General features: G+C 65.5%; 23 protein-coding genes. 11 read left to right on the plus strand and 12 right to left on the minus strand.

From position 1 onward, the window contains the following. Positions 1–13: 13 nt before the first annotated feature. Entirely contained in the window at positions 14–277 is a 264-nt protein-coding gene (locus tag AABA84_RS24705) for a hypothetical protein (protein ID WP_026201669.1), read from the minus strand. 140 nt (positions 278–417) lie between these two features. Continuing rightward, positions 418–1224, minus strand: a complete 807-nt coding sequence (locus AABA84_RS24710; protein ID WP_338313535.1) for a creatininase family protein — start codon at positions 1222–1224, stop codon at positions 418–420. A gap of 165 nt (positions 1225–1389) precedes the next feature. Between AABA84_RS24710 and AABA84_RS24715 the strand changes: the two genes are divergently transcribed. The 7 genes from AABA84_RS24715 to AABA84_RS24745 all read left to right on the plus strand — a co-directional run bounded on the left by AABA84_RS24715 (position 1390) and on the right by AABA84_RS24745 (position 6641). Beyond that, positions 1390–2412, plus strand: a complete 1023-nt coding sequence (locus AABA84_RS24715; protein ID WP_338313511.1) for an ABC transporter substrate-binding protein — start codon at positions 1390–1392, stop codon at positions 2410–2412. Between the two features lie 10 nt (positions 2413–2422). Continuing rightward, the gene (locus AABA84_RS24720; RefSeq protein ID WP_338313512.1) at positions 2423–3238 is read left to right on the plus strand and encodes an ABC transporter ATP-binding protein; all 816 of its coding nucleotides are present in this window, start codon (positions 2423–2425) and stop codon (positions 3236–3238) included. Then, a complete protein-coding gene (locus tag AABA84_RS24725; protein ID WP_338313513.1) occupies positions 3235–4053 on the plus strand; it encodes an ABC transporter permease in 819 nt (272 codons plus the stop codon). The genes AABA84_RS24720 and AABA84_RS24725 overlap by 4 nt, the downstream gene beginning before the upstream one ends. Beyond that, positions 4053–5042, plus strand: coding sequence for a 2-hydroxyacid dehydrogenase (locus AABA84_RS24730; protein WP_338313514.1), 990 nt, complete (start codon positions 4053–4055; stop codon positions 5040–5042). The genes AABA84_RS24725 and AABA84_RS24730 overlap by 1 nt, the downstream gene beginning before the upstream one ends. Continuing rightward, positions 5042–5764: an AprI/Inh family metalloprotease inhibitor gene (locus AABA84_RS24735; protein ID WP_338307699.1), complete on the plus strand. Its 723-nt coding sequence runs from the start codon at positions 5042–5044 to the stop codon at positions 5762–5764. The genes AABA84_RS24730 and AABA84_RS24735 overlap by 1 nt, the downstream gene beginning before the upstream one ends. 102 nt (positions 5765–5866) lie before the next feature. After that, a complete protein-coding gene (locus AABA84_RS24740; protein ID WP_338313515.1) occupies positions 5867–6241 on the plus strand; it encodes a hypothetical protein in 375 nt (124 codons plus the stop codon). A gap of 94 nt (positions 6242–6335) precedes the next feature. Further along, positions 6336–6641 carry a hypothetical protein gene (locus tag AABA84_RS24745; protein WP_212247479.1) on the plus strand — a complete coding sequence of 102 codons (306 nt, stop codon included), beginning with the start codon at positions 6336–6338 and terminating at the stop codon, positions 6639–6641. A 15-nt stretch (positions 6642–6656) separates the two neighbouring features. Here the strand turns inward: AABA84_RS24745 and AABA84_RS24750 are convergent, their stop codons facing one another. Continuing rightward, entirely contained in the window at positions 6657–7631 is a 975-nt protein-coding gene (locus tag AABA84_RS24750; RefSeq protein WP_338313516.1) for a helix-turn-helix transcriptional regulator, read from the minus strand. A gap of 294 nt (positions 7632–7925) precedes the next feature. Here AABA84_RS24750 and AABA84_RS24755 point away from each other — a divergent pair, with 294 nt between their 5' ends. Next, positions 7926–9038, plus strand: a complete 1113-nt coding sequence (locus tag AABA84_RS24755; RefSeq protein WP_212247469.1) for a hypothetical protein — start codon at positions 7926–7928, stop codon at positions 9036–9038. Between the two features lie 33 nt (positions 9039–9071). On the opposite strand, the gene radC is transcribed toward AABA84_RS24755, so the two are convergent. Further along, complete coding sequence (radC, locus tag AABA84_RS24760) at positions 9072–9785, minus strand: RadC family protein (RefSeq protein WP_338313517.1); 714 nt, start codon at positions 9783–9785, stop codon at positions 9072–9074. 40 nt (positions 9786–9825) lie between these two features. Continuing rightward, entirely contained in the window at positions 9826–10773 is a 948-nt protein-coding gene (locus tag AABA84_RS24765; protein WP_212247465.1) for a DMT family transporter, read from the minus strand. Between the two features lie 130 nt (positions 10774–10903). Between AABA84_RS24765 and AABA84_RS24770 the strand changes: the two genes are divergently transcribed. Continuing rightward, entirely contained in the window at positions 10904–11500 is a 597-nt protein-coding gene (locus tag AABA84_RS24770) for a bifunctional transcriptional activator/DNA repair enzyme AdaA (RefSeq protein ID WP_338313518.1), read from the plus strand. 14 nt (positions 11501–11514) lie between these two features. Here AABA84_RS24770 and map read toward each other — a convergent pair whose 3' ends face one another. Then, a complete protein-coding gene (gene map, locus AABA84_RS24775) occupies positions 11515–12333 on the minus strand; it encodes a type I methionyl aminopeptidase (RefSeq protein WP_212247456.1) in 819 nt (272 codons plus the stop codon). A 187-nt stretch (positions 12334–12520) separates the two neighbouring features. Next, on the minus strand, positions 12521–13837 hold the full coding sequence (locus AABA84_RS24780; RefSeq protein WP_338313519.1) for a mechanosensitive ion channel family protein: 1317 nt from the start codon (positions 13835–13837) through the stop codon (positions 12521–12523). 208 nt (positions 13838–14045) lie between these two features. Here AABA84_RS24780 and AABA84_RS24785 point away from each other — a divergent pair, with 208 nt between their 5' ends. Next, positions 14046–15839 carry a potassium/proton antiporter gene (locus AABA84_RS24785; protein WP_338307691.1) on the plus strand — a complete coding sequence of 598 codons (1794 nt, stop codon included), beginning with the start codon at positions 14046–14048 and terminating at the stop codon, positions 15837–15839. A 219-nt stretch (positions 15840–16058) separates the two neighbouring features. Here AABA84_RS24785 and modC read toward each other — a convergent pair whose 3' ends face one another. The 4 genes from modC to mepA all read right to left on the minus strand — a co-directional run bounded on the left by modC (position 16059) and on the right by mepA (position 19429). Then, positions 16059–16721, minus strand: a complete 663-nt coding sequence (modC, locus tag AABA84_RS24790; protein WP_028139791.1) for a molybdenum ABC transporter ATP-binding protein — start codon at positions 16719–16721, stop codon at positions 16059–16061. Positions 16722–16723: 2 nt separating this feature from the next. Then, positions 16724–17419 carry a molybdate ABC transporter permease subunit gene (gene modB / locus AABA84_RS24795; RefSeq protein WP_212247426.1) on the minus strand — a complete coding sequence of 232 codons (696 nt, stop codon included), beginning with the start codon at positions 17417–17419 and terminating at the stop codon, positions 16724–16726. Positions 17420–17432: 13 nt separating this feature from the next. Further along, on the minus strand, positions 17433–18218 hold the full coding sequence (gene modA / locus AABA84_RS24800; protein WP_338313520.1) for a molybdate ABC transporter substrate-binding protein: 786 nt from the start codon (positions 18216–18218) through the stop codon (positions 17433–17435). A gap of 266 nt (positions 18219–18484) precedes the next feature. Then, positions 18485–19429 (minus strand): penicillin-insensitive murein endopeptidase, encoded by a 945-nt coding sequence (gene mepA / locus AABA84_RS24805; protein ID WP_338313521.1) that lies wholly within the window; start codon positions 19427–19429, stop codon positions 18485–18487. Between the two features lie 544 nt (positions 19430–19973). On the opposite strand from mepA, the gene AABA84_RS24810 reads away from it, so the two are divergent. Further along, positions 19974–22136: a putative bifunctional diguanylate cyclase/phosphodiesterase gene (locus tag AABA84_RS24810; protein ID WP_338313522.1), complete on the plus strand. Its 2163-nt coding sequence runs from the start codon at positions 19974–19976 to the stop codon at positions 22134–22136. Between the two features lie 146 nt (positions 22137–22282). Here the strand turns inward: AABA84_RS24810 and AABA84_RS24815 are convergent, their stop codons facing one another. Next, on the minus strand, positions 22283–23434 hold the full coding sequence (locus AABA84_RS24815) for an acyl-CoA dehydrogenase family protein (RefSeq protein ID WP_338313523.1): 1152 nt from the start codon (positions 23432–23434) through the stop codon (positions 22283–22285). Between the last annotated feature and the right edge of the window lie 46 nt (positions 23435–23480).

Here is a 23480-nt window from a genome sequence, read left to right on the forward strand (position 1 = left end):
TCAGGTACTCAGATCAGTAGCAAGTGCGAACGCGGCCAACGTACTGGCCGAAAGCGTTGTACTGGGCGACCCAGCCGCAGCGGTGATAGCCGTAGTAATAGGGATCGTTGTTGGCGGCGATCGCGGAGCCGACGACGGCGGCGGTGGCGATGCCGGCGCCGACACCCCAGACCCAACCGGGCTGCTTGGCTTCGGCCGAGGAGGTGGTGGACACGATGCTGCCGGTGACGGCGAGGGTCGCGAGAGCGAGAGCGGCAATCTTGGTCTTGATCGACATGGGAAACTCCATCCGGGGTTGAGGCGGTCCGTTGTGGCCCGCGTGCCCAGTTTGACGGAGGCTCCCCGCGTCCGGTTCGAATGCGGCAAATCCGCTCCCGGAGCGGGGAGTTTTCGTGAATGATTCCAAGAGGATGTTGGTTAGCCGAGAGGCCCCTTGGCCAGCCTGTTCACGTCGAAGTTATCGACCTCGCTCAGCAGCTCGCAAAAAGCACGGGCGCCCTGATCGATGAGCTGCTCGCCTTTCGCCGCCACGGCCAATGTCGCATTGCCGACGGCGCCGCTGGCGTTGAGATCCTGCGCCTGCCAGGCGAACGGCGCGGGCCGCTGCGTCGACAGCCAGCGGTACTGCCGTTCCAGTGCGATGCTGCTCGCGGGAAAATCGGCGACGGCATCCTTACGCACCTGATCGGGATAGCGCGCCAGCATGATCGAGGTCTCGACCGCGCCGCCATGAATGCCGTGGCGCACTTCATCGGCCGGGAACAATGTGTCGGCGCCCGACAGCCGCGACCACGACGTCGTCACCACGAACAGTTTTTGATGCGCGCGCAGATCCTGCGCCACCAGCATCATGGCCGCGCTGTTGCCGCCATGGCTGGTGATGATGACGAGCTTCTTCACGCCGCGCCGCGCGACCTCCTCGCCGATCCCGGTCCACCGCTTCAGCGCGGTTGCAGTCGGCAGCGTCTGCGTGCCCGGATAGTCGATATGCTCGGTGGAAATCCCGACCGGTTCGACGGGAAGAAAACTGGCCGGGACGTTGTCGGGCAGAAGCTCGCGCACGCGCGCCAGATACGCGTCCGCGATCAGCACGTCGGTGGTGAGCGGCAGATGCGGGCCGTGCTGCTCCGTTGCCGCCAGCGGCAGCACCGCGATCCAGCGCGACGTCGCCCCGGGGGGCGCATCGGCCCAGCGGATCCCGGCCCAGTCGCGGGGTGGCATCATTGAGTTTTCTTTGGAGGTTTCATTGCCCGAATTTGTCACGTAATTTGGGGTATCAGGGGATGCGGGCCCGGCCGGCTCGCGTCCCCTGACGTCATGCGGTTTTATCGCGTTGCGTTCACATGAGCCAGAAGCGATTGGCGCAGAAGCGATCGACGGAGTGCCATTATGACCCCCTTTCATCTGCGGCGAGCGCTCATTGCGGGCTTGATGGCCGCCTTCGTCGGCAGCGTCGAGGCGCATGCCGAGACGCTGGACAAGGTCACCTTCGGCACCAACTGGGTCGCCGAGGCCGAGCATGGCGGCTTCTTCCAGGCCGTCGCTGATGGCACCTACAAGAAATACGGCCTCGACGTCACCATCGTTCCCGGCGGCCCGAACGAGAACAACCGGATGCTGCTGATCGCCGGCAAGATCGACTTCTTCATGGCCGCGAACACGCTGATGTCGTTCGACGCGGTCGCCAACAACGTTCCCGTCGTGACCATCGCCGCGATCTTCCAGAAGGATCCGCAGGTGATGCTGACGCAGCCGGACGCCAAGGTCAGCAAGATCGAGGATCTCAAGCCGCTGACGCTGTTCGTCTCCAAGGAGGGCATGGGCAGCTATTTCCAGTGGCTGAAGTCCGAATACGGTTTTAGCGAGAAGAACGTCCGGCCCTATAATTTCAACCCGCAGCCCTTCATCGCCAACCCCAAGAGCGCGATGCAGGGCTACGTCACCTCCGAGCCGTTCGCGGTGGAGAAGGCCGCCGGCTTCAAGCCCAACGTGCTGCTGCTGGCCGATTACGGCTTCAACACCTATTCGACCCTGATCGAGACGCGCCGCGACGTCGTCGAGAAGAAGCCCGACCTGGTGCAGCGTTTCGTCGATGCCTCCATGGTCGGCTGGTACAACTACATCTACCGCGACAATTCCGCCGGCAATGCCATGATCAAGAAGCTCAATCCGGAAATGACCGACGATCTGCTCGCCTATTCCGTCGCCAAGATGAAGGAGCATGGCATCGTCGATTCCGGCGACAGCCTGAAGAACGGCATCGGCGCCATGAGCGACGAGCGCTACACCTCCTTCTTCAACAAGATGGTCAAGGCCGGCGTCGTGAAGCCCGAACTCGACTTCCGCAAATCCTACACGCTGCGCTTCGTCAACAAGGGCGTCGGCGTCGAGCTGCGCCCGAGCAAGCCGTAGCGCAAGGTCGATGTCATCAGGCAAAACCTCGCCCGCGGCCGACGCCGGCCTGACGCATCTCGCCGTCAGCCTGCGCGGCGTGACGAAGACCTATGACAACGGCGTCATGGCGCTCGACCCGTTCGACCTCACTGTCCGCAAGGGCGAGTTCATCTCGCTGCTGGGTCCGTCCGGTTGCGGCAAGTCGACGGTGTTGCGGTTGATCGCGGAGCTCAGCGCGCCGTCGTCAGGCATCGTGCGGGTGGCCCGTCACGAGCGCGTGGTACAGCCGGGGCACGGTATCGGCTTCGTGTTCCAGGAGCCGACCTTGATGCCCTGGACGAGCGTGCGCGAGAATGTGCGGCTGCCGCTCAAGCTCGCCGGCGTGCCGAAGGCCGAGGCGCGCGGGCGTGCCGACGCGGCGCTGGCCAGCGTCGGGCTCGCCGATTTCGCCGATGCCTTTCCGCGCGAGCTCTCCGGCGGCATGAAGATGCGGGTGTCGCTGGCGCGCGCGCTCGTCACCGATCCGGATATCCTTCTGATGGACGAGCCGTTCGCCGCGCTCGACGAGATCACGCGCTTCCGCCTCAACAACGATCTGCTCGCGCTGTGGCGCAGCCTCGGCAAGACCGTCATCTTCGTCACCCATTCGGTGTTCGAATCCGTCTATCTGTCGCAGCGCGTGGTGGTGATGACGGCACGGCCCGGCCGCATCCAGACCGACATCCGCATCGAGACGGTCGAGCCGCGCGGCGAGGCGTTTCGCACCTCCGCCGCCTATTCCGATTACTGTCGGAAGGTGTCGGCTGCGCTGGCCCCGTCTTATTCGGGGCAGTCGACATTATGAGCGCGCAAGCTGCCGTCACCGCAAAACCGCGAGGGGCGCAACGCGCGATGCGCTTCGTGCTTCCCGTCATCGTGTTCGCGGCCGGCATCCTCGCCTGGGAACTCGTGGTCCGCATCAAGGACATCCCGCCTTACGTGCTGCCGGCGCCCTCCGTCATCGTCCTGACGCTGATCAGGGATTGGGCGGTGCTGTCACAATCGCTCGCCACCACGCTTCTGACCACGCTCGAAGGCTTTGCCGCGGCCAGCATCGGCGGCATCGCGCTGGCGCTGTTGTTCAACCAGTCGAAATGGGTGGAATATTCGCTGTTCCCCTATGCCATCGTCCTTCAGGTGACCCCGGTGATCGCGATTGCGCCGCTGCTCCTGATCTATCTGGAGCAGCAAACCGCGGTCGTGGTTTGTGCCTTCATCGTCGCCTTCTTCCCGGTGCTGTCCAACACCACGCTCGGGCTGAACTCGGTCGATCGCAACCTTGCCGGCCTGTTCCAGCTCTATGGCGCCTCAAAGCCGCAGACGCTGCGCTTCCTCGAGCTGCCCGCGGCGCTGCCCTACATTCTCGGGGGCCTGCGCATCGCCGGCGGCCTGTCGCTGATCGGCGCGGTCGTGGCCGAGATCGCGGCCGGAACGGCCGGTGCCGGCTCCGGGCTTGCCTACAGGATCGCCGAGTCGGGCTATCGATTGAACATACCCCGCATGTTCGCAGCGCTGCTGCTGTTGTCGCTCGCCGGGATTGTCATCTATGGGGTGCTGGCGGTAGTTTCCCACCTCGTTTTACGGCGCTGGCATGAAAGCGCGCTTGGAAAGGAAAACTGATGGCTGCCGGTTCGATTTCGTCCGAAAAGATCGACCTTCTGATCTATGGGCCGGTGCGGCCGATCCTCGATAACGGGTTTTCCGACCATTTCGTCGTGCACAAGGCCGAGACGCGCGGCGACCTCGAACGGCTGACGCCGGCGATCCGCGAAAAAATCCGCGGCGTCGCGGTGACCTATCACACCGTCCGCGCCGACAAGGAGTCGCTGTCGCAGCTGCCCAAGATCGAGATGGTGGCGAGCTTCGGCGTCGGCTACGACCATATCGACGCCAAATACGCGGCCGAGCACAACATCATCGTCACCAACACGCCCGACGTGCTGACCGAGGAGGTCGCCGACGTCGCGATGGGCCTTCTGATCTCCACCTTGCGCGAGTTCATCAAGGCGGACCGCTACGTGCGCTCCGGGCTCTGGCAGACGCAGAACTATCCGCTCAGCGTCGGCTCGCTGCGCGACCGCAAGGTCGGCATCGTCGGCATGGGCCGGATCGGCCAGGCCATCGCGCGCCGGCTCGACGCCTCGCTGGTGCCGGTGGTCTATCACTCACGCAACCCGTCCAAGGACGTCTCCTACAAGCACTATCCTGATCTGATCGAGATGGCGAAGGCGGTGGACACGCTGATGGTGATCGTGCCCGGCGGCGCATCGACCAACAAGATGATCAATGCCGAGGTGTTCAAGGCGCTCGGCCCGCGCGGCGTGCTGGTCAACGTCGCGCGCGGCTCGGTGGTCGATGAGCCGGCTTTGGTCCAAGCGCTCAAGTCGGGCACCATCCTTGCCGCCGGCCTCGACGTGTTCGCGGCTGAGCCGACCGTGCCGGACGAACTCAAGGCCATGCAGAACGTCGTGCTGCTGCCGCATATCGGCTCGGCCTCGGTGGTGACGCGCAACGCGATGGACCAGCTCGTGGTCGACAACCTCAAGTCATGGTTCTCAGGCAAGGCGCCGTTGACGCCGGTTGCCGAAACGCCATTCAAGGGGCGCTGATGCGAAGTCTTCGGGTCGTTGCATCCGCCGTCGCGGCCCATTTGGCCGCGATCGGCGCCGTCGCGGCCTCCTTGGCCGCGATCGGCATCGCGCATGCGCAGGATACGACGACCCTGAAGAAAGAGATGCTCGGGCAGTGGGAGCTCTCGACCACCGAGCGCAGCAAGACCTGCGTCGTCACGATGAAGGGCGATGCCGCGGGGCAGGGCTTCAAGCTGGAGCTGGAGCCGGCCTGCAAGGCGGCGCTGCCCTTCACCAAGGACATCGTCGCCTGGAGCGTCAGGGGCCTCGACATCGTCCGCCTGCAGGACGCGACCGGTGAAGCCGTGATCGACTTCACCGAGGTCGAGGCCGGCATCTTCGAAGGCCTGCGCCAGGGCGAGGGCGTCTACATCCTGCAGGATCTCGCCGCCGCCCGCTCGATGGCCAAGTCGATGGACCAGATGATCGGCGACTGGTCGATGGTGCGCGGCAACGGCCAGCCGGTCTGCGGGCTGACGCTGACCAACACGGAAGCCGGCCAGGACAATTTCCAGGTCTTCCTCAAGCCGAAATGCGACGCGGCCATCGCGCAGTTCAACCCGACGCAATGGCGGCTCGAGCGCGGCCAGATCATCCTGATGTCGAAATCGGGCAACGTCTGGCAGTTCGAGGCCGACGACAACGCGCAGTGGCGGCGCGTCCCCGATACCGCCGATCCCCTGATCATGCTGCGGCAATAGGCGGCCCGACATTCGTTGCCGCCGAATGGCGCCACGCGAAGGCGGAACCTGCCGACCGGGCATCTCGTTGACGGAAGAGGCGATTTCGTTGGGAGATCCGGCATGGCCAAGCGCGTCCTCGCGATCGGCATCGAACCCGGCAGTGCCGACTACAGGGCATTCCCGCAGCTCACGCCGGAGCTCGTGCGAACCTACATCGAGGCGCAGCTGTTGCGCCTGCGCGATCTCGGCTTCGAGGTCACGAGCTGCCTGATCGATCTCGACGCCACCGCCGAAGCCGGCGTCACGGCGGCGCTGGGCGACGAGCGCTTCGACTGCATCGTGATCGGCGCCGGCCTGCGCGAGCCGAAGGAGCGCCTCGCGCTGTTCGAGAAGGTGCTCAACCTCGTCCATCGCCTCGCGCCGGGCGCTGCGATCTGCTTCAACACCACGCCCGCCGATACCGTCGAGGCCGTGCAGCGCTGGGTCGAACCGTAACCTTCGGCCTGAGGCCCCGCTGGCTGCGACAATTGGTCTGGTCCGGCGCCGTTCCGAGCGCTATGACTGGCGGCATCAACCGGGAGGATTCGGGATGCTTCGAGCTGTTGGAATGGCGGTGTGTCTGACGGTTGCGATGGCGGTGCCGGTGCATGAGGCGGCGGCCCAGGATGCCATCGGCGGCGCGATCATCGGCGGCGTCGGCGGGGCGATCCTCGGTGGCGCGCTCGGCGGAGGCCGGGGGGCTGCCATCGGTGCCGTCGTCGGTGCCGGCACGGGCGCCGCGATCGCCTCCGAAGGCGAGCGCCGCCGCTCCGGCTACTACGCCTATCAGCGCGGCTGCTACATGCAACGCCCCGACGGCCGCTACGTCCCGGTCGATCCGCGCTATTGCTACTGAGCCGGCCAGCGCGACTTATCTGATCGCTCTGTCGCGGACTTCGCCTGGTGTCGCATCGAAGTGACGCCGGAAAATGCGATGAAAGTGCGATACTGTCGGGAATCCACACTCGTAGGCGACGTCCATGACCTTCATATGTGCGTAGTGCGGCGACGCCAGCATGTCGTGAGCCCGCATCAGCCGGCGAGTGGTCAGTTCATCGGTGAACGACGTTCCGGCTTCGGAGAAGAGCGCCTGCACATAGCGCGGCGAAACCAGAAGGCGGCGTGCGAGCGCCGTCAAGGAAAAGCCGGGCATCATGAAATTGCGATCAAGCTCGCGCCGGACGGTCTCAAACCGCGCCGCTCGCAAATTCGGCGCCTGTGTCTCCTGATGCAAGGTCTTGAGGGCCACTGCAGCCACGACGAGATCGGCGATGTGGTCGGCGGCAAAACGCGGGATGTCGGCTTGCTCCGCCGCGCCGGATAGTTTCAGCAGCGTCTCGACGTAAGCGTATGCCAGCGCCGGCGCCGAAGCCGATGCGGGAATCGGCGTCATGAATCGATCTTCGACGTTGCACGTCTGGCCACGCAGCTGCTGGCGCGGCAATTGAATTGCCATGAAATTGCAGAGATGCTGCGCACTTACATTGATGGCCGACGGCACGCATTGTTCGATAAGCACCGCAGCACCGGCGGTGCAGGCAACGCTCTTGCCGCTTTGCTCAACGAGCATTTCGTCCGTTCCGCTATTGAGCAGAAGCACGGCGTTGTCGGTGTTCTCGATGGCGATTTCCGCCGTTCCGCGCGAAATGGTCTGCACGGTCCCGCAAATGTGACCAATCGCGGCTTGGCCGAGCAGCATGATCTTGAGCTGGCCGTCGAAGGGCACGTTGGGCTTGGCGTCGGCGCGCAGACGCACATAACCGGATGACAGTGAATCGACCCAACGTTCTCTGCGCAGCCGCTCGTCGCCGGGAAGATCGGCGGAGTCAAACGAGATTCTCTGCATTTTACATGGGAGTCCGCGGTGAGGGCTGGCGACATCGAGCATATTGGAACTTGGTGCCAAGCGCTATTCGCGAAAAGCAACAATTCCGTTCGTAAAAGAGCACTTCGGTGCGGTGTCGCGCCGTTATGTTGCACGGAAGCCTCAACAGTGCAGCTCATGGATATTGCGGGGCGAGAATACGCAAACCGCTACAGCACCGTTCGTCATAAGCGACGACAGTCTCGCCGCACCTCACCTAGAATCTTGCCGAAATGATGCCTTGGCGTCGAAGGCATGTTCGTCTGAGGGGTTTCAGTGCTTTATCGGCATATTCGGCTATCAATCATTGCAACCGGACTGGTGGCGGCTACTTCCGCGCCTGGACTTGCCGCAGATATTCCGATCAAGGCGCCCGGGGTGGCCACCGCGAGCACGGCTGGCGGAGTCTACTTCTGGGCTGACGGCTCAGCGCAGTCGATCCGCCTGCCGACCTATGATATCGGCACTCGTCTGTTGCCGGTCGCCCCGGGATCGGGGATATCCGCGGCAAATACATATGACCCGCGGGCAACCGGATATGGCATTTCCGGCGGATTGGGCTTCGTTTTGCCTCCCGGTGTGTCTCTGTCGAATATCGGCACTAATGGGCGGATCGAGTTCAGCGGGGCCTATGTCAATGCGACCGCCTCGCAAGCCGCTACGGCTGTGTCGACGTTGGGATCGGGATATTCGCTGCCGCAGGTTGGCGGGATCACAAACTTCGCGGGCTCGGTCGCTTGCGGCGCCGGAACATCATGTGTCGTTTCCAGCACGCTCGGTACCAGCTATTCGAGTTGGCAAGTCAGTGGGCGGTACGCGACAGATTTCAAGGTGAGCGGCGTCACCATTACGCCTTCGCTTGCGGTGTTTGGCGGCAAGTCCCGCAACTCACAGACGTTGTCCGAAACCAATCTCGTTTTCGGCGGCACTGCGTCGGTCCACTATGACGCGGACACCAAGCTCGATTGGACGGACTGGGGAGCCCGCGCCGGCCTGTCCGGTTCCGTGCCTGTGACGGATTGGCTGACGTTTGTGGCTGGTGGCAACGCCGGGCTCGCCATGCGGCGGGTATCGCTGACGGGCTCGGACTCCGTCAACGTCTTCGTGGGCGGGGTGCCCTTTTTCGCCCCGACCTTCTCTGCCACAACGTCCAGTGCAACGACCACCGCATTCGTGGCCAATGCCGAAGCCAGCGTCAACATCAAGCTGGCGCCGAGCTGGGCGTTGCGGGCCTTTGGCGGCCTCAACTACGATAACAAGGTCCCTGGCGTTTCAGCCCCGGCTGTCGTGCTCCCGTTCGGCTTTGGAGGCGCGAGCACGCCAGCGGGGGTCAAATACCAGGCCGAGACAAGCTATTATGCGGGCGGCGGATTGACGGTCAGGTTTTGAGAGCCGGTGCAGGCTGGTTCGACACGCGTTGCCCTAAATCAACCGCATCCCGCGCAGGCTGGCGTGGCCGCTCTTGCCGACGATGATGTGGTCGTGCACGGCAATCCCCAGCGGTTTTGCGATGTCGATGATCGCTTTGGTCATCTGGATGTCGGCCTGCGAGGGCGAGGGATCGCCGGAGGGATGGTTGTGCACGAGGATCAAGGCGGTCGCCGATAATTCCAGCGCGCGCTTGATCACTTCGCGCGGATAGACCGGGGTGTGGTCCACGGTGCCGGTCTGCTGCACCTCGTCGGCGATGAGCTGGTTGCGCTTGTCGAGGAACAGCAGGCGAAACTGCTCCTTGTCGGCAAAGGCCATGCTGGAGCGGCAGTAATCGATCACCTCGTTCCAGGACGACAGCGCGTTGCGGCTGTTGACCTCGCCCCTGGTCACGCGGCTCGCGGCGGCCGCGATCAGCTTGAGCTGGTTGATCGCGGCCTCGCCGATGCCGTCAACCTCGCGCAAGCGCGCCACCGGCGCGTGCACGACCTCGGCGAACGAGCCGAAGGTCTTGATCAGTGCCTTCGCGAGCGGCTTGGTGTCGCGCCGCGGCAGTGCCGGAAACAGCGCCATCTCCAGGAGTTCGTAGTCGCTCAGCGCATCCGCCCCGGCATTGTAGAAGCGCTCGCGCAGCCGCTCGCGATGGCCGTGATAGTGCGGCGCGTCCTCAGGCTTGCTCTTGTCGTGGTCCGGCTTGGCGGGCATCGGCCGCCAGCATTGCCGGGGACCCGCGTTTTTGCAACCGTCAATTGCGCGCCGGCGCGCCGGTCGGTTTCCTGAGAGCGGGCACCGTGACCGCCACCACGCCGGTGAGAATGAGCGCCATTCCGGCAAGACTGGACGAGGTCAGGTGCTCGCCGAGAATGGCGGTGCCGAGCGCCACGGCGAATCCTGCGCGCAGATAGCTGCCGCTGGTCGTGCCGAGCGGGCCGAGCGTGTGGATCAGCCGGAAATAGATCACCATCGCGAAGGCGGTGCAGACCACCGCGAGAGCGACCACCGCCGCGATCGCCCGCGCGGGCGGCGGTGCCAGCGTCCACGGCTGTTCGAAAACGGCGGCGGTCGGGAGCATGAGAAGCGCCGCGCAGCTCATCGCCCCGGCCGCTGTGACGATCGCGGGGAGGCCCGCGAACCGCTGTCCCCAAATCGGTGCAAGCGCGTAGCAGAGGCTGGCGCCGAGCACCGCCATCTGCGCCAGCGGGGCGGCGGTGCCGATCTCCGATAGCGCGTCGGCCCCCATTGTCACGGCAACGCCGGCAAGGCCGAGTGCAACGCCGATGATCTTCCGGCCGCTGATCGCCTGCCGTCCGCGCCCGGTCGTCAACGCGATCATCAGCACGAATATCGGCGGGGTCGCATTGAGCACGCCGGCGAGACCGCTTGCGATATGCATCTCTCCCCAACTGATCAGGGCGAAGGGCAGCGCGCTCTGCAACAGCCCTTGCACGGCGAATGCCGCCCACACCGATCCGCGGCGGGGCAGGGCGTGTCCCTGCGAGGCTGCGATCACGATCAGGAGAACGGCCGCGATCGTCACCCGCACGGCAACCATCGTGATGGGCGGGATCGTCGGCACCGCGATCTTGATGAGCGTGAACGAGCTGCCCCAGATCAGGGAGAGCAGCAGCAGGAGCCCGATCTCGAAGGCGAGACCGGTTTGCGGTGACGTCGTCTGTTGCGCCGGTGTGTTCATGCATCTGCTCCTGAAGCGATCCTCACCATGATCCGGAGCGGCGCTGCAGGCTGGCTGAATTCGGACCTCATCGCCCGGTCGAGTCCGATTTCAGCTACTCGGCGCGCCATGCGAACGTTAGTCTTCCGCCATGGCGACAAGCTCGGCACGCCGGCAAACGCTGCCACCGCATCTCGACTGGGACACCTGCGATCGGGCGCGTCTGGCGCGTGCGCGCGCTTTCGACGGGCTGTTCTTCTCCGGGGTGCGCTCGACGCGGATCTATTGCCGGCCGGTCTGTCCGGTTCGCCCCGCCCGCTCCGAGAACGTCACCTTCTATGCGACCGCTGCGGCCGCCGAGCGGGCCGGCTTTCGCCCGTGCCTGCGCTGCCGGCCTGAGACAGCGCCGGGTTCGCCCGCCTGGATGGGAACGGCCACGACGGTCGCGCGCGGCATGCGGCTGATCCATGACGGTTTCCTGGATCGGGCGTCGATGACGGAGCTTGCGGCGGCCCTTGGCGTCGGGCCGCGTCATCTGCTGCGCCTGTTCATGCGCCACGCCGGCGCCAGCCCCAGCGAGATCGCGGCAACCCGGCGCGTGCAGGAGGCCAAGCGCCTGATCGACCAGACCGGGATGAATTTGGCGGAGATTGCGTTTGCTGCCGGCTTCGGCAGCGTGCGCCGCTTCAACGACGCCTTCGTTGCGACCTACAAGCGGGCGCCGTCGTCATTCCGCCGGCGGCGGTAGCCGTTGTGCCGGGCTCACCCGATCTGCTTCTCGCCGTGCCGTTCCGACAGCGTGAAGATCTCGACGCCATCAGCGGTGACGCCGACCGAATGCTCGAACTGTGCCGACAGCGAGCGGTCGCGGGTGACGGCAGTCCAGCCGTCGGAGAGGATCTTCACATGCGGTTTGCCGAGATTGATCATCGGCTCGATTGTGAAGAACATGCCGGGCTTGAGCTGAACGCCTTCGCCGGGCCGGCCGATATGGATGATGTTCGGCTCGTCGTGGAACATGCGCCCGAGGCCATGGCCGCAGAAATCGCGCACCACGCTCATGCCCTGCGGCTCGACGAAGCTCTGGATGGCATGACCGATGTCGCCGGTGGTGGCGCCGGGCTTCACCGCGGCGATGCCGCGCATCATCGCTTCATAGGTCACCTCGATCAGCCGCTCGGCCTTGCGGGCGATCGGGCCGACCGCATACATCCGGCTGGAATCGCCGTACCAGCCGTCGACGATGAAGGTGACGTCGATGTTGACGATGTCGCCTTCCTTCAGCGGACGGTCGCCGGGCATGCCGTGGCAGACCACGTGGTTGAGCGAGGTACAGGTCGAGTAGCGATAGCCGCGATACATCAGCGTCGCCGGAAAGGCATTGTTGCTGAAGGCGAATTCGCGGACGAATTCGTCGATGCGCTCGGTCGGCACGCCGGGCCCGACGATGTCGGTGAGCTCGTCGAGGCACTTGGCTACCAGCGCGCCCGCCTTGCGCATGCCGGCAAAGGCGCTCGGCCCATGCAGCTTGATCTGTCCGGTCTTGCGCAGCGAGGTATCGGTGGCTTCGACGTAGCTCATGCGTGTCAGGTCTTTTCGGGGCTGAACTCGATATCGGCGGAAAGGCTTGATTTCAGGCCCTAATTTAATGATTGCGGGCCTTCGTGCAAGCCAAGGCAGAGCGTTTTCGAGCGAAGTGGCTACCGGTTCGTGTGAGGAAAACGCGTCGAAACTAGAATCTTACCGCCTCTTGCGCCCGAAAGCGGGCCTAATTCGGGACTTCTACGGTGGTTTCCACCGGCAGCGCGCCGCCGCGGACCCGGATTTCGCGGACGGGGTAGGGAACCCGGATGCCCTCGCGCTTGAAGGCGTCCCACAGCGCCAGCATCACGTCGCTCTTGACGTTGTCCATACCGTCGGGGTCCGCAATCCAGAAGGTCAGCGAGAACTTCATGCCGGCTTCTGCGAACTCGGTCAGGATGGCGTTCGGCGGCTTGCCCTTGGTTGCGCGCGGATGGGCGGCGGCGGTCTCGGCGGCGAGCTTGGTGACCAGGCGGGGGTCGGCGTCGTAATTGGTGCCGAAGGGAATCTTCACCAGCGTGTTCTTGTCGGTATAGGTCCAGTTGACGACCTTCTGCGTCACCAGATCCTCGTTCGGCACCAGAAACTCGCGGCCGTCGCCGGCGGCGACGGAAATATAACGCGTCTTCATCGCGCTGATGCGGCCGGTATTGTCGCCGATGGTGACGAGGTCGCCGGGCTTCACCGATTTGTCGGCGAGCAGGATGATGCCCGAGATGAAGTTGGCCACGATCTTCTGCAGGCCGATACCGATACCGACGCCGACCGCGCCGGAGAATACCGCGAGCGCCGACAGGTCGATGCCGACCGCGCCGAGCGCAATGACGATTGCGATGGCGAGAAGCCCGATGCGGATGATCTTGACCAGCAGCACCTGCACCGACGGCGTCAGATCGGTGGTTGCGTTGATCCGGCTCTCGGCGAAATTGCTCGCGATGTTGGTGAGCCACAGCGCGATCAGCAGCAGCGCGCCGGCCTTGAGGACCAGCAGCGGGGTCAGCCTGAGGCCACCGAGCACGATCGCGAAGGAATCGAGCAGGTCGACCGTCGTATCGAGCTGGCCGAGGATCGAGAGCGCGGCGACGAACCACGCCGTGATCGACACCAGGCGGACGATGAAGGCATTGCGCAGCACCGAGGTCACCAACCGGATCACGAGCCAGGCGAAGCCCAGCTTGGCGGCGACCATCAGCAGATAGGAGCGGCTCGGCCAGGTCGCATGGTACATCACCACACGCGAGACGATCACGAGCAGCGTGAACACCGCCGTCGAGGCGCTGGAGACCATCACCCGGGCGAAGTGCCGGAGCGGCAGCGGCCAGCGCATCGCCAGCGAGGTCATGTCGACCCGGTTGCGGACGCCGGCCTCCGCGGCATAGGCGATGCCGGCCGCGGCCAGGATGAGACCGAATTGCAGGTAGAACCAGGGCGAGGAGACTTCCGCCCCGACGCTGCGCGCGGTGGTCTGCACGAACTCCATGAAGTCCTTGAGGTCCATGTCCATCGGTCTCGTCGGCAAGCGGAGGAGGTATTGATTCGAGGGAGCCGCAGAATCCCACAAAGGGCGCGGCCGGACCATCGATACACCGCTAAGTGAAGTGCGTTAAGCCCGCAAAATACGGGCAGATTGCCGCGAGCCGGAGAAAATGAGTTGGCGCGCCGGTGCCGCGACGATATGGATGCCATTCCAGCTGTTTTGAACCGGAAGGTGGATGGCCTCTCTCGACTCCGTCAGCATCGCCATATTGCTCGGCGCCGTCCTCGTGATGGCCGGTATCCTGTCGAGCCTGCTTGCGCTGCGCTTCGGCGCGCCCTTGCTGCTCGTCTTCCTTTTGATCGGCATGCTCGCCGGCGATTCCGGCCCTGGCCAGCTCCAGTTCGACGACGTTCGCACCACCTATCTGGTCGGCTCTGTCGCGCTGGCCCTGATCCTGTTCGACGGCGGCTTGAAGACGCGCTTTGCCAGCATCCGCACCGTGCTCGCGCCCTCCGTGGTGCTCGCGACCGTCGGCGTGCTCTTGACCGCGCTGATCACGGCGCCGTTCGCCAAATACGCGCTCGACCTCAACTGGACGGAGTCGCTGCTGGTCGGCGCTGTGGTCGCTTCGACCGACGCCGCCGCGGTGTTCCTGCTGGTGCACACCCAGGGCCTGCGCCTGCGCCCGCGCGTCGGTGCGACGCTGGAGGCCGAATCCGGCACCAACGATCCTTTCGCGATCTTCCTGACCCTGATGCTGGTCGAATACATCTCGCTGGGATCGAGCTCGGCGGGCCATGTGGCGATGGAGTTCATCCAGGAGGCGGTGCTGGGCGCCGTCGTCGGCATCTTCGGCGGACGGCTCGTCGTCGTCGCGCTCAACAAGGTCGCGCTGCCGCAGGGCCTGCATGCGCCGTTCGTGACCACGGCTGCGCTGGTGATCTTCGGCGGCTCGCAGATCATGCACGCCTCCGGCTTTCTCGCGGTCTATCTGGCCGGCATCATCATCGGCAACCGGCCGACGCGCGCGCATAATTCGGTGGTGGCCTTCCTCGATGCGGCGACCTGGCTGGCTCAGATCGTGATGTTCGTGTTGCTCGGCCTGCTGGTCTCGCCGAGCCGGCTCGGCGCCAGCGTCTTGCCGGCAGTCGGGGTCGCCTTCGTGCTGATGCTGGTGGCGCGACCGATCGCAGTATTCGTGTGCCTGGCGCCGTTCCGCTTCAACTGGCGCGAAAAGATCTTCATCGCCTGGACCGGCCTGCGCGGTGCGGTCGCGATTTTCCTGGCCTCGATCCCGATGCTGGTCGGCCTGTCCAAGGCCTATCTCTATTTCGACGTCGCTTTCGTCGTCGTCATCATCTCGCTGTTGCTGCAAGGCTGGACGCTGGCACCCGCCGCGCGCAAGCTGCATGTCGCTCTGCCGCGCGCCGAGCGCGGTCCGCGCCGTGTCGAGCTGGATCTGCCCGGGCAGCTCGAGCAGCAGCTGGTCGGCTATCCGGTGCGGCCCAAGAGCCTGTATTTCCGCCGCGGCCTGATCCCGTCCTGGTCCAAGCCGACGCTGGTGATCCGCAACGAGAACATCTTGACGCCGACGGAGGCCGACCCGATCGCGCCCGGCGACTACATCTATTTGCTGGCGCCGCCGGAAAAGGCCGAGTCGCTCGATCGCTTCTTCGTCGACATGCAGCCGAGCTCGGCGCCCGATCCGCACCTGCTCGGCGACTTCATGGTCTCCGGCGAGCACACGCTCGCCGAGCTCGCCGAGATCTACGGCGTCAAGGTCGGCGAGGACGAGAGCAAGCTGACGCTGGCCGATTATTTCGACGTCCATCTCGATCGCGCCCCGAAAGAGGGCGCTGAGCTGCCGCTGGACGAGATCGTGCTGGTCGCGCGCAGCATCTCCGGCGGCCGCGTCAACGTCGTCGGCCTGCGCCTTCCGGAGGAAGACGAGACGCCGCCGACGCCGACGCGCGCGCAGGCGCTGCGAAAGAAGCTCGCGGATGTGTGGACGTCGGTGGCGGGGGTCTAAGCGAGCTGCCGGCGGATCAACAATCTCCCGTGTCGTCCCGGCGAACGCCGGGACCCATAACCACAGGGGGGAATTTGGCGAAGGCTCGCAGTTACTCTTTCTTCGCCGGTATTTGCACCACAATCCCTCGGCAGATCACGCGGTATGGGTCCCGCCGTTCGCCGGGACGACGGCGGTGGGTGTTGCGCCAGCGCAGCCCAAACCAGCGCTGCATACCCGTCACGCCAGCACCTTCACTCCGCCAAAACTCGTCACCCGCCCCTGTTTCAGCATCACGATCTGCGTCGCGAGCTGGCGCAGCTCGGCGGCGTCGTGGCTGACATAGACCATGGGGACGTTGGCCTCATCGCGCAGCCGCACCAGATAGGGCAGGATCTCGAGCTTGCGGCCCTCGTCGAGCGCGCCGAGCGGCTCGTCGAGCAGCAGCAGGCGCGGCCTCGAGAGCAGCGCGCGTCCGAGCGCGACGCGCTGGCGCTCGCCGCCGGAGAGTTTTCCGGGGCGGCGGCCGAGCAGGGTGCCGATATCGAGCAGGTCGATGACGCGCTTGTGCTGCGCCGGATCCGGCGCCAAGCGGTTCATCTGCCGTCCATAGTCGAGATTCTGCGCGACGTTGAGATGCGGGAATAGCCGCGCATCCTGGAACACATAACCGATGCGGCGGCGCCAGGCTGGGACATGGATGCCGGCCGCGGTGTCGTCGACGGTTTCGCCGTCGAGCACGATGGTGCCGCGGTCGGGCCGCAGCAGCCCCGCGATCATGTTGACCAGTGACGTCTTGCCGGCGCCCGAGGCGCCGAACAGGCCGATGACGCGGCCTTCGCCGGTGAAGGATGCGGAGAGCGAGAATTCACCGAGTTGTTTTTCGACATCGACGCGCAGCATGGTCAATTCCCGTGCAGGCGCTGCGTAGCGCGGCGAGCGAACCATTCGGCGGCGATCAGTGCGCCCAGCGCCAGCACGATCGAGACGATCACGAGGCGGCCGGCGGCGGCGTCACCGTCCGGCGTCTGGATCAGCGAATAGATCGCCGAGGAGATCGTCTGGGTCTCGCCGGGAATGTTGGAGACGAAGGTGATGGTCGCGCCGAACTCGCCGATAGCCTTGGCAAAGCCGAGCACCATGCCGGCGAGCACGCCGGGCAGCGCCAGGGGCAGCGTCACCGTGAAAAACACTTTCCAGGGGGCGGCGCCGAGCGTCTCGGCCGCCTGCTCCAGCCGGCGGTCGATCGCCTCGATCGACAGCCGCATCGGCCGCACCAGCAGTGGAAACGACATCACGCCGCAGGCCAGCGCCGCGCCGGTCCAGCGGAACGAGAAGACGATGCCGAGATGGTCGGCGAGGAAGCCGCCGACGAGGCCGCGGCGGCCGAACGTCAGCAAGAGCAGATAGCCGGTGACGACGGGCGGCAGCACCAGCGGCAGGTGCACCACCGCGTCGAGCATCGACTTGCCCCAGAAGTCGCGCCGCGCCAGCAGCCACGCCAGCGCGATGCCGAACGGCGTCGCGACCAGCGTTGCGATGATCGCGACCCTGAGCGAGAGCAGGATCGCGGTCCATTCGGCGGGAGAGATGTCGAACATCAAATGGTGAATATCAGATTGTCGGGCTGACCAGGAACTTGAAGCCGTATTTTTCCAAAATGGTCTTGGCGGCGGAGGAGCGCAGGAAGGCGAGATAGTCGCTGGTCCCGTCCTTCGCCGTCGTGGTCGCGGCGACCGGATAGATGATCGCGGGATGCGACTCCGCCGGGAAGGTGCCGACGATCTTGACACCGGGCTCGACCTTGGCGTCGGTGGCATAGACGATGCCGAGATTGGCCTCGCCGCGGGCCACCAGCGTCAGCGCCGCGCGCACGCTCTCGGCCATCGCGAATTTCGGCTCTGCGGCTTGCCACGCGCCGAGCTTCTCGAGCGCGGCCTTGGCGTATTTGCCGACGGGCACCGACTTGACGTCGCCGGTCGCGATCCTGCCGTCGCCGGCGAGCTTGGCGAGGTCGAAACCTTGCGTGATCGTGACGTTGTCGACTTTGGAATCCTTCGGCGCGATCAGCACGATGCTGTTGCCGAGCAGGTTCACTCTGGAAGGCTCGTTGATGGTCTTCCTGGAGATCGCATAGTCCATCCAGTCGGTGTCGGCCGAGACGAACACGTCGGCGGGTGCGCCCTGCTCGATCTGCTTGGCGAGCACCGAGCTCGCGGCATAGCTGACCGAGAACTTGACGCCGGTCTTGGCGGTGTAGGCGGCGTCGATCTCGTCGAGCGCGTTCTTCATCGATGCGGCGGCGAACACGGTGAGGGTCTTGTCCTCGGCGGCGGCCGGCGAAAGGCTTGCGCCCGCGAGAATCACGAAGGCGGTGAACAGTCCTGAAATGCGTAACATGGGAGCGCTCCGTGCGAGTCCGCGCGCACAAGATGCACGCGCAGGTCTGGCGTTGGTGGGGGTAGCGCGACGGTGGAAGCGCTGCTCCACGGGGCCCGGCTGCGGCTTACGGCCGGCAGGGATATCGCTGCCAGAAGATAGCAGGCCGGGCCGCCAGGTCAAACCTGGTTGGTCGTCCCGGACAAGCGCGCTTCAATCACTGCTGTCGTCCCGGATCGGCGCGCGCTTGTCCGGGACGACAGCATTGGCTGAGGCGACAGCGTACCTTACGGCTTCGCATCCGCCGCGTGCAGCACCGCTTTGCACGCCGCAGGCATCTGCCCCAGCGTCATCGGCGGTTTCGGTTTTGGCGGCTCCGGCGGCGGCTTGGGGTGCAGCACCGCGTCGGAGAACCAATAGGCGAGATCGGCGGGCTTGCAGCCTTCGTCCTCGGCCTGTGACGGCTGGCCCTCGCATTCGCCGGCGCCCGCCGGGCAGCGCATGCGGATGTGGAAATGGTAGTCGTGGCCCCACCAGGGGCGGATCTTCGACAGCCAGGCGCGGTCGCCCTTGGCTTCGCGGCACAGCGCCTTCTTGATCGCGGCATTGACGAAGATGCGCTGCACCGCCGGCTCCCGCGCCGCATCGCGCAGCACCAGCACATGGCCTGATGTGAACACCTTCGGATCGATGTCGAGCCGGTCGTGGCGCACCATCATCACCGCCGACATGTCCTCGCGCTCCTCGCGCGAGAGGCGGCGGTCCGGCATCGGCGTCAGCCAGATGTCGGCATCGAGGCCGATCTGGTGACTGGCATGGCCTGACAGCGCCGGGCCGCCGCGCGGCTGGGCGATGTCGCCGACCAGGATGCCCGGCCATCCCGCGTCCTTGCGCGCTTTGGCCGCGAGCCGCTTGATCAGCGCGATCATCTCGGGGTGGCCATAGCTGCGGTTGCGCGACAGCCGCATCACCTGCCAATTGTCGCCGTTGAGCGGCATCTGCTCGGCGCCGCCGATGCAGCCCTTGGTGTAGGAGCCGATGACATGGGCCGCCCCCTTCGCCGGCAGCAGCTTGCGCGCGAACAGCTCCTTGGCGGCGAGATCGGGGTCGTTGGGATTGGCGAGCGGCGGCAGCGGCTTCGGGTTGACGCTGCCCTTGTCCTGGGCCAGTGCGCCGCCGGCGGCCAGGAGCGTCATGACGAGCAGGAGAGGGGCGAAGCGGCGGGGACTCATGCGCAGCCCTTATAACCCAACACGGCGTCGGGGGTAAGAATCGGGCTGTGCTGCGGCGGACGACCTCACGGCGTCTTGACGGCCGCAGCCCCCGCGCGAAGGCGCGTCCGGGCATGACGATGTCATATCCAACAAGGTTGTCCAAAAGTCGTAGTTTTTTCGCGGGGCCAGCCGGATTCTTAATGGTGCAATAACCGTATCCTGCATTGACCAAAATTCGTGCGCGGAACCGGGTTCGTTTCCATCCCGTATGCAATCGGACCCGCGCCCGGAATTGATTCATGGAGAGCGCGCGTTTTTGCACCACCGCTCTCTTCGATTGCGACGAAGACGCAGGTCTGGTGCGCCACTCGGCCTGCTTGCGCCTCGTAAACAGGCATCAGAGCCGGGCTCTCGGTGCTCGCAAGGCGGCGCCTTGGCAGGCGCGGGCACTCAAGATTACTTTTTTTTCAGACACTTGCCCCAAAACTTGCGTCGTTGAGCGCGACTGGGACGAGTGAAGTTGGGTTTGGGGTCTCGAAAAACAAGAAAACGAAAGCAAAGCGTGCTTGCTCGGGCTGGCCAATCGCCGCGCAAGCCACGCTTCGCGCGCGCGCAGCGAGCTCTTTCGGAACGCGATGAAGTCCTGCGCAGCCGCGCCGAAGCGGAGGCTGCGATCGCGGACGCGCGCAAATCCCATGAGCGTCTGCGCCAGGCCGTCGACATCCTGCCGCAGGGCATCGTGTTTCTCGATGCCGAGGGCCGCTACGTCCTCTGGAACAAGAAATACGCCGAGATCTACAGCAAGACCGCCGATCTGTTCGAAGAGGGCGCGCGTCTCGAAGACACGCTGCGCATCGGCGTTGCGCGCGGCGACTATCCGGAAGCCCTGGGCCACGAGGACGAGTGGATCGCCGAGCGGCTGCAAAGGCTCTATCAGCCCGGCGCCCGCCACGAGCAGAAGCTGTCGGACGGCCGCGTCATCCTGATCGACGAGCGCCTGACCGACGATGGCGGCGTCGTCGGCCTGCGCGTCGACATCACCGAGCTGAAGCAGCGCGAGGCCTCTTTCCGCCTGCTGTTCGATGGCAATCCCGTGCCCATGATCGTCTGCGCGCTGGACGACGAGTGCATCCTCGGCGTCAACGACGCCGCGATCGCGCATTACGGCTACAGCCGCGCCGAGTTCGAGCGACTGAAGATCCGCTCCCTGCAGGCCTTCGACAGCGAGCCGCCCTGGACCGCCGATCCGACCGGCGAGGAGCAGGCCGGCCGCACCTGGAAGCACGTCAAGGCCGACGGTGCGCTGATCGACCTTGCGATCTATTCCCGCGAATTGACCTATGCCGAGCGGCCGGCTGTGCTGCTCGCGCTGATGGACATCACCGAACGCAAGCGCGCCGAGGCGCGGCTCGCCTTCATGGCCCAGCACGACGGGTTGACCGGCCTGCCCAACCGCAGCCTGCTGCGCCAGCAGGTCGACGAGATGCTGCTGCATAGGCGGCGCAACACCGACAAGGTCGCACTGCTGATGCTGGGGCTCGACAGTTTCAAGTCGGTCAACGACACGCTCGGACATGCGGTCGGCGACAAGCTCCTGCGCGGCGTCGCCAAGCGGCTGCGCTCGACGCTGCGCGAGGAAGACGCGCTGGCGCGGCTCAATTCCGACGAGTTCGCGATCGTGCAGAGCGGCCTGACGCGTCCCGAGGACGCGGTGATGCTGGCCAAACGTCTGCTCGCGGCGATCGCCGATCCCTATCTGCTCGACGGCCATTCCGTGGTGATCGGCGCCTCGATCGGCATCGCCATGGCGCCGGGCGACGGCGATGATTCCGAGAAGCTGCTCAAGAGCGCCGACATGGCGCTGTCGCGCGCCAAGCTGGATGCGCGCGGCACCTTTGCCTTCTTCGAGGCCGCGCTCGACGCGAAAGCGCAGAGCCGCCGCAAGATCGAGGTCGAGCTGCGCGACGCGATCCAGAACGACGTGCTGCGCCCCTATTACCAGCCGCTGATCGATTTGCAGAGCGGCCGCATCACCGGCTTCGAGGCGCTGGTGCGCTGGCCGCATGCCGAGCGCGGCATGATCTCGCCGGCCGAGTTCATTCCGGTCGCCGAGGACACCGGCCTGATCAATCCGCTCGGCGGGTTGATGCTGCGCCGGGCGTGCCTCGACGCCGCGACCTGGCCGGACGACGTCCGCGTCGCGGTCAACCTGTCGCCGCTTCAGTTCCGCAGCGGCAATCTGCTTTCGATCGTGACAGACGCGCTGAAGCATTCCGGCCTGCCGCCGCGCCGGCTCGAGCTCGAGATCACCGAGACGCTGCTGCTGGAGAAGAGCGCGCAGGTGCTGGCGACGCTGCATGCCTTGCGCGCGCTCGGGGTGCGCATCTCGATGGACGATTTCGGCACCGGCTATTCCAGCCTCAGCTATTTGCGCAGTTTTCCCTTCGACAAGATCAAGATCGACCAGTCTTTCGTGCGCGATCTCGGCGCCAACCGCGAGGCCCAGGCGATCATCCGCTCCATCGTCAGCCTCGGCAAGGGCCTGGGGGTCACCATCACCGCCGAAGGCGTCGAGACCGAAGCCGAGCTCAGCTGCCTCCGCACCGAGGGCTGCGACGAGGGCCAGGGCTTCCTGTTCAGCAAGGCCCGGCCCAACGCCGAGATCATCAGCCTGCTGGCCGCGCAGCGCGGCATCGACGGCGAGGACGCCGCGCTGGTGGCGTGATGCGGATACCGAAGTAAGGGACGCACCGCTCTCTCGATTAACCTCTCCCGCTTGCGGAGACACCCTCTCCCCAGCCCTCTCAGCGCGAGCGGAGCTCGTTGCGCCCCGCAAGCGGGGGAGGGAGCAGACCGTCGTTGCGGCTGCCATCAGCCCCCGGCTAAGATCGCCTTCCCCACGTCCTCGTAATGCGTGTCGCGCGCCTGGATCTGCTGGGCGATGGCGTGCATGTCGCGAAACCGCCGCTCGAACGGGTTGCTGCGAAACACCGCGGTCGCCCCGGCCATGTGATAGGCGGTGTCGACCACCTTTGTTGATTGATGGATGGTCCAGGTCGCGGCTAAGCGAACCGCGCTGCGGTGCGCTGCGCCGAATTCGCCGGTCGCACAGAGGTCGCACCACATCGCAGTCGCGGTCGCATAGAGATAGGCGCGCGCGGCGCGAAGGTCGCCCTCGGTGCGGCCGATCAGCCCCTGCACCGCCCCGTTGTCGCGCATGGCGCCGGCCGCCAGCGATGGGCGCTTTTCGCGTGCAAGTGCAATCGCTGCATCCAGCGTGGCGCGTGCCAGGCCGAGCGACGCCGCGGCAAAACCCAAGCTAAAGGCCGCGCCGGTGCCGATCCTGTAGAGCGGGCCGGTCTCGCGCAAGCCTGACGGCACGTCGCGAAACGCCGTGAAGCGCTCGGGGACGAAGAGGTCGTTCACCTCGTAGGAATCGGTGCCGGTGCCGGCAAGCCCGATCGCCTGCCAGACGTCGTGCAACGTTGCGCTTGCGGCAGGAAACAGAATGGTCCGCACCTCCGGCGAGCCATCGGCATTCTTGCGCGGCGCCCCGTCAGCGCTGAGGATGCGCACATGCGCCCCCAGCCAGCTCGCCTGCCGCGAGCCCGAGGCAAAATCCCAGCGCGCCGTGACGCGATAGCCGCCTGCGACCGCGCGCGCCTCGTGCGCGATCGCGCCCCAGGCCAGGATGCCGCGGCCTTCGTTGAAGATCTCCTGCGCGGCGTCGCGATCGAGCGAGGCCGCGATCATCGCGCAGACGCTGCACTGGCCGAGACACCAGGCGGTCGAGGCATCGGCCTTCGCGATCTCCTCGAGCATCTGCATGAAGATGTCGATCGGCGCCTCGGCACCGCCGAGGCTCTGTGGTAGCAGCGCGCGATAGAGCCCATTATCGATCAGGGCGTTCACGACGACAGGCGTCAGCCGACGCGTCCGCTCGATCTCGTCCGCCTCGCGCGCGATGATCGGTACGATGGCGCGGGCACGTTCGACCAGACCAGCTGCGTCAGTTGCGTTCATTGCTGTGTTTCCTCGCCCCTTCTGCCGTGAGCGGTGAGGATGTGAT

Source organism: Bradyrhizobium sp. TM239, assembly GCF_036247985.1.
Taxonomy (GTDB): domain Bacteria; phylum Pseudomonadota; class Alphaproteobacteria; order Rhizobiales; family Xanthobacteraceae; genus Bradyrhizobium; species Bradyrhizobium ottawaense.

What these genes read in the sequence shown, in the direction of transcription:
- radC (WP_338313517.1), bottom strand. Translation starts at nt 9,785, where the DNA reads ATGCCCGCCAAGCCGGACCACGACAAGAGCAAGCCTGAGGACGCGCCG.
- AABA84_RS24780 (WP_338313519.1), bottom strand. Translation starts at nt 13,837, where the DNA reads ATGGACATGGACCTCAAGGACTTCATGGAGTTCGTGCAGACCACCGCG.
- modA (WP_338313520.1), bottom strand. Translation starts at nt 18,218, where the DNA reads ATGTTACGCATTTCAGGACTGTTCACCGCCTTCGTGATTCTCGCGGGC.
- AABA84_RS24720 (WP_338313512.1), top strand. Translation starts at nt 2,423, where the DNA reads ATGTCATCAGGCAAAACCTCGCCCGCGGCCGACGCCGGCCTGACGCAT.
- AABA84_RS24730 (WP_338313514.1), top strand. Translation starts at nt 4,053, where the DNA reads ATGGCTGCCGGTTCGATTTCGTCCGAAAAGATCGACCTTCTGATCTAT.
- AABA84_RS24770 (WP_338313518.1), top strand. Translation starts at nt 10,904, where the DNA reads ATGGCGACAAGCTCGGCACGCCGGCAAACGCTGCCACCGCATCTCGAC.
- AABA84_RS24705 (WP_026201669.1), bottom strand. Translation starts at nt 277, where the DNA reads ATGTCGATCAAGACCAAGATTGCCGCTCTCGCTCTCGCGACCCTCGCC.
- modB (WP_212247426.1), bottom strand. Translation starts at nt 17,419, where the DNA reads ATGTTCGACATCTCTCCCGCCGAATGGACCGCGATCCTGCTCTCGCTC.
- AABA84_RS24785 (WP_338307691.1), top strand. Translation starts at nt 14,046, where the DNA reads ATGGCCTCTCTCGACTCCGTCAGCATCGCCATATTGCTCGGCGCCGTC.
- map (WP_212247456.1), bottom strand. Translation starts at nt 12,333, where the DNA reads ATGAGCTACGTCGAAGCCACCGATACCTCGCTGCGCAAGACCGGACAG.
- AABA84_RS24715 (WP_338313511.1), top strand. Translation starts at nt 1,390, where the DNA reads ATGACCCCCTTTCATCTGCGGCGAGCGCTCATTGCGGGCTTGATGGCC.
- AABA84_RS24750 (WP_338313516.1), bottom strand. Translation starts at nt 7,631, where the DNA reads ATGCAGAGAATCTCGTTTGACTCCGCCGATCTTCCCGGCGACGAGCGG.
- AABA84_RS24765 (WP_212247465.1), bottom strand. Translation starts at nt 10,773, where the DNA reads ATGAACACACCGGCGCAACAGACGACGTCACCGCAAACCGGTCTCGCC.
- AABA84_RS24710 (WP_338313535.1), bottom strand. Translation starts at nt 1,224, where the DNA reads ATGATGCCACCCCGCGACTGGGCCGGGATCCGCTGGGCCGATGCGCCC.
- mepA (WP_338313521.1), bottom strand. Translation starts at nt 19,429, where the DNA reads ATGAGTCCCCGCCGCTTCGCCCCTCTCCTGCTCGTCATGACGCTCCTG.
- AABA84_RS24815 (WP_338313523.1), bottom strand. Translation starts at nt 23,434, where the DNA reads ATGAACGCAACTGACGCAGCTGGTCTGGTCGAACGTGCCCGCGCCATC.
- AABA84_RS24745 (WP_212247479.1), top strand. Translation starts at nt 6,336, where the DNA reads ATGCTTCGAGCTGTTGGAATGGCGGTGTGTCTGACGGTTGCGATGGCG.
- modC (WP_028139791.1), bottom strand. Translation starts at nt 16,721, where the DNA reads ATGCTGCGCGTCGATGTCGAAAAACAACTCGGTGAATTCTCGCTCTCC.
- AABA84_RS24735 (WP_338307699.1), top strand. Translation starts at nt 5,042, where the DNA reads ATGCGAAGTCTTCGGGTCGTTGCATCCGCCGTCGCGGCCCATTTGGCC.
- AABA84_RS24725 (WP_338313513.1), top strand. Translation starts at nt 3,235, where the DNA reads ATGAGCGCGCAAGCTGCCGTCACCGCAAAACCGCGAGGGGCGCAACGC.
- AABA84_RS24740 (WP_338313515.1), top strand. Translation starts at nt 5,867, where the DNA reads ATGGCCAAGCGCGTCCTCGCGATCGGCATCGAACCCGGCAGTGCCGAC.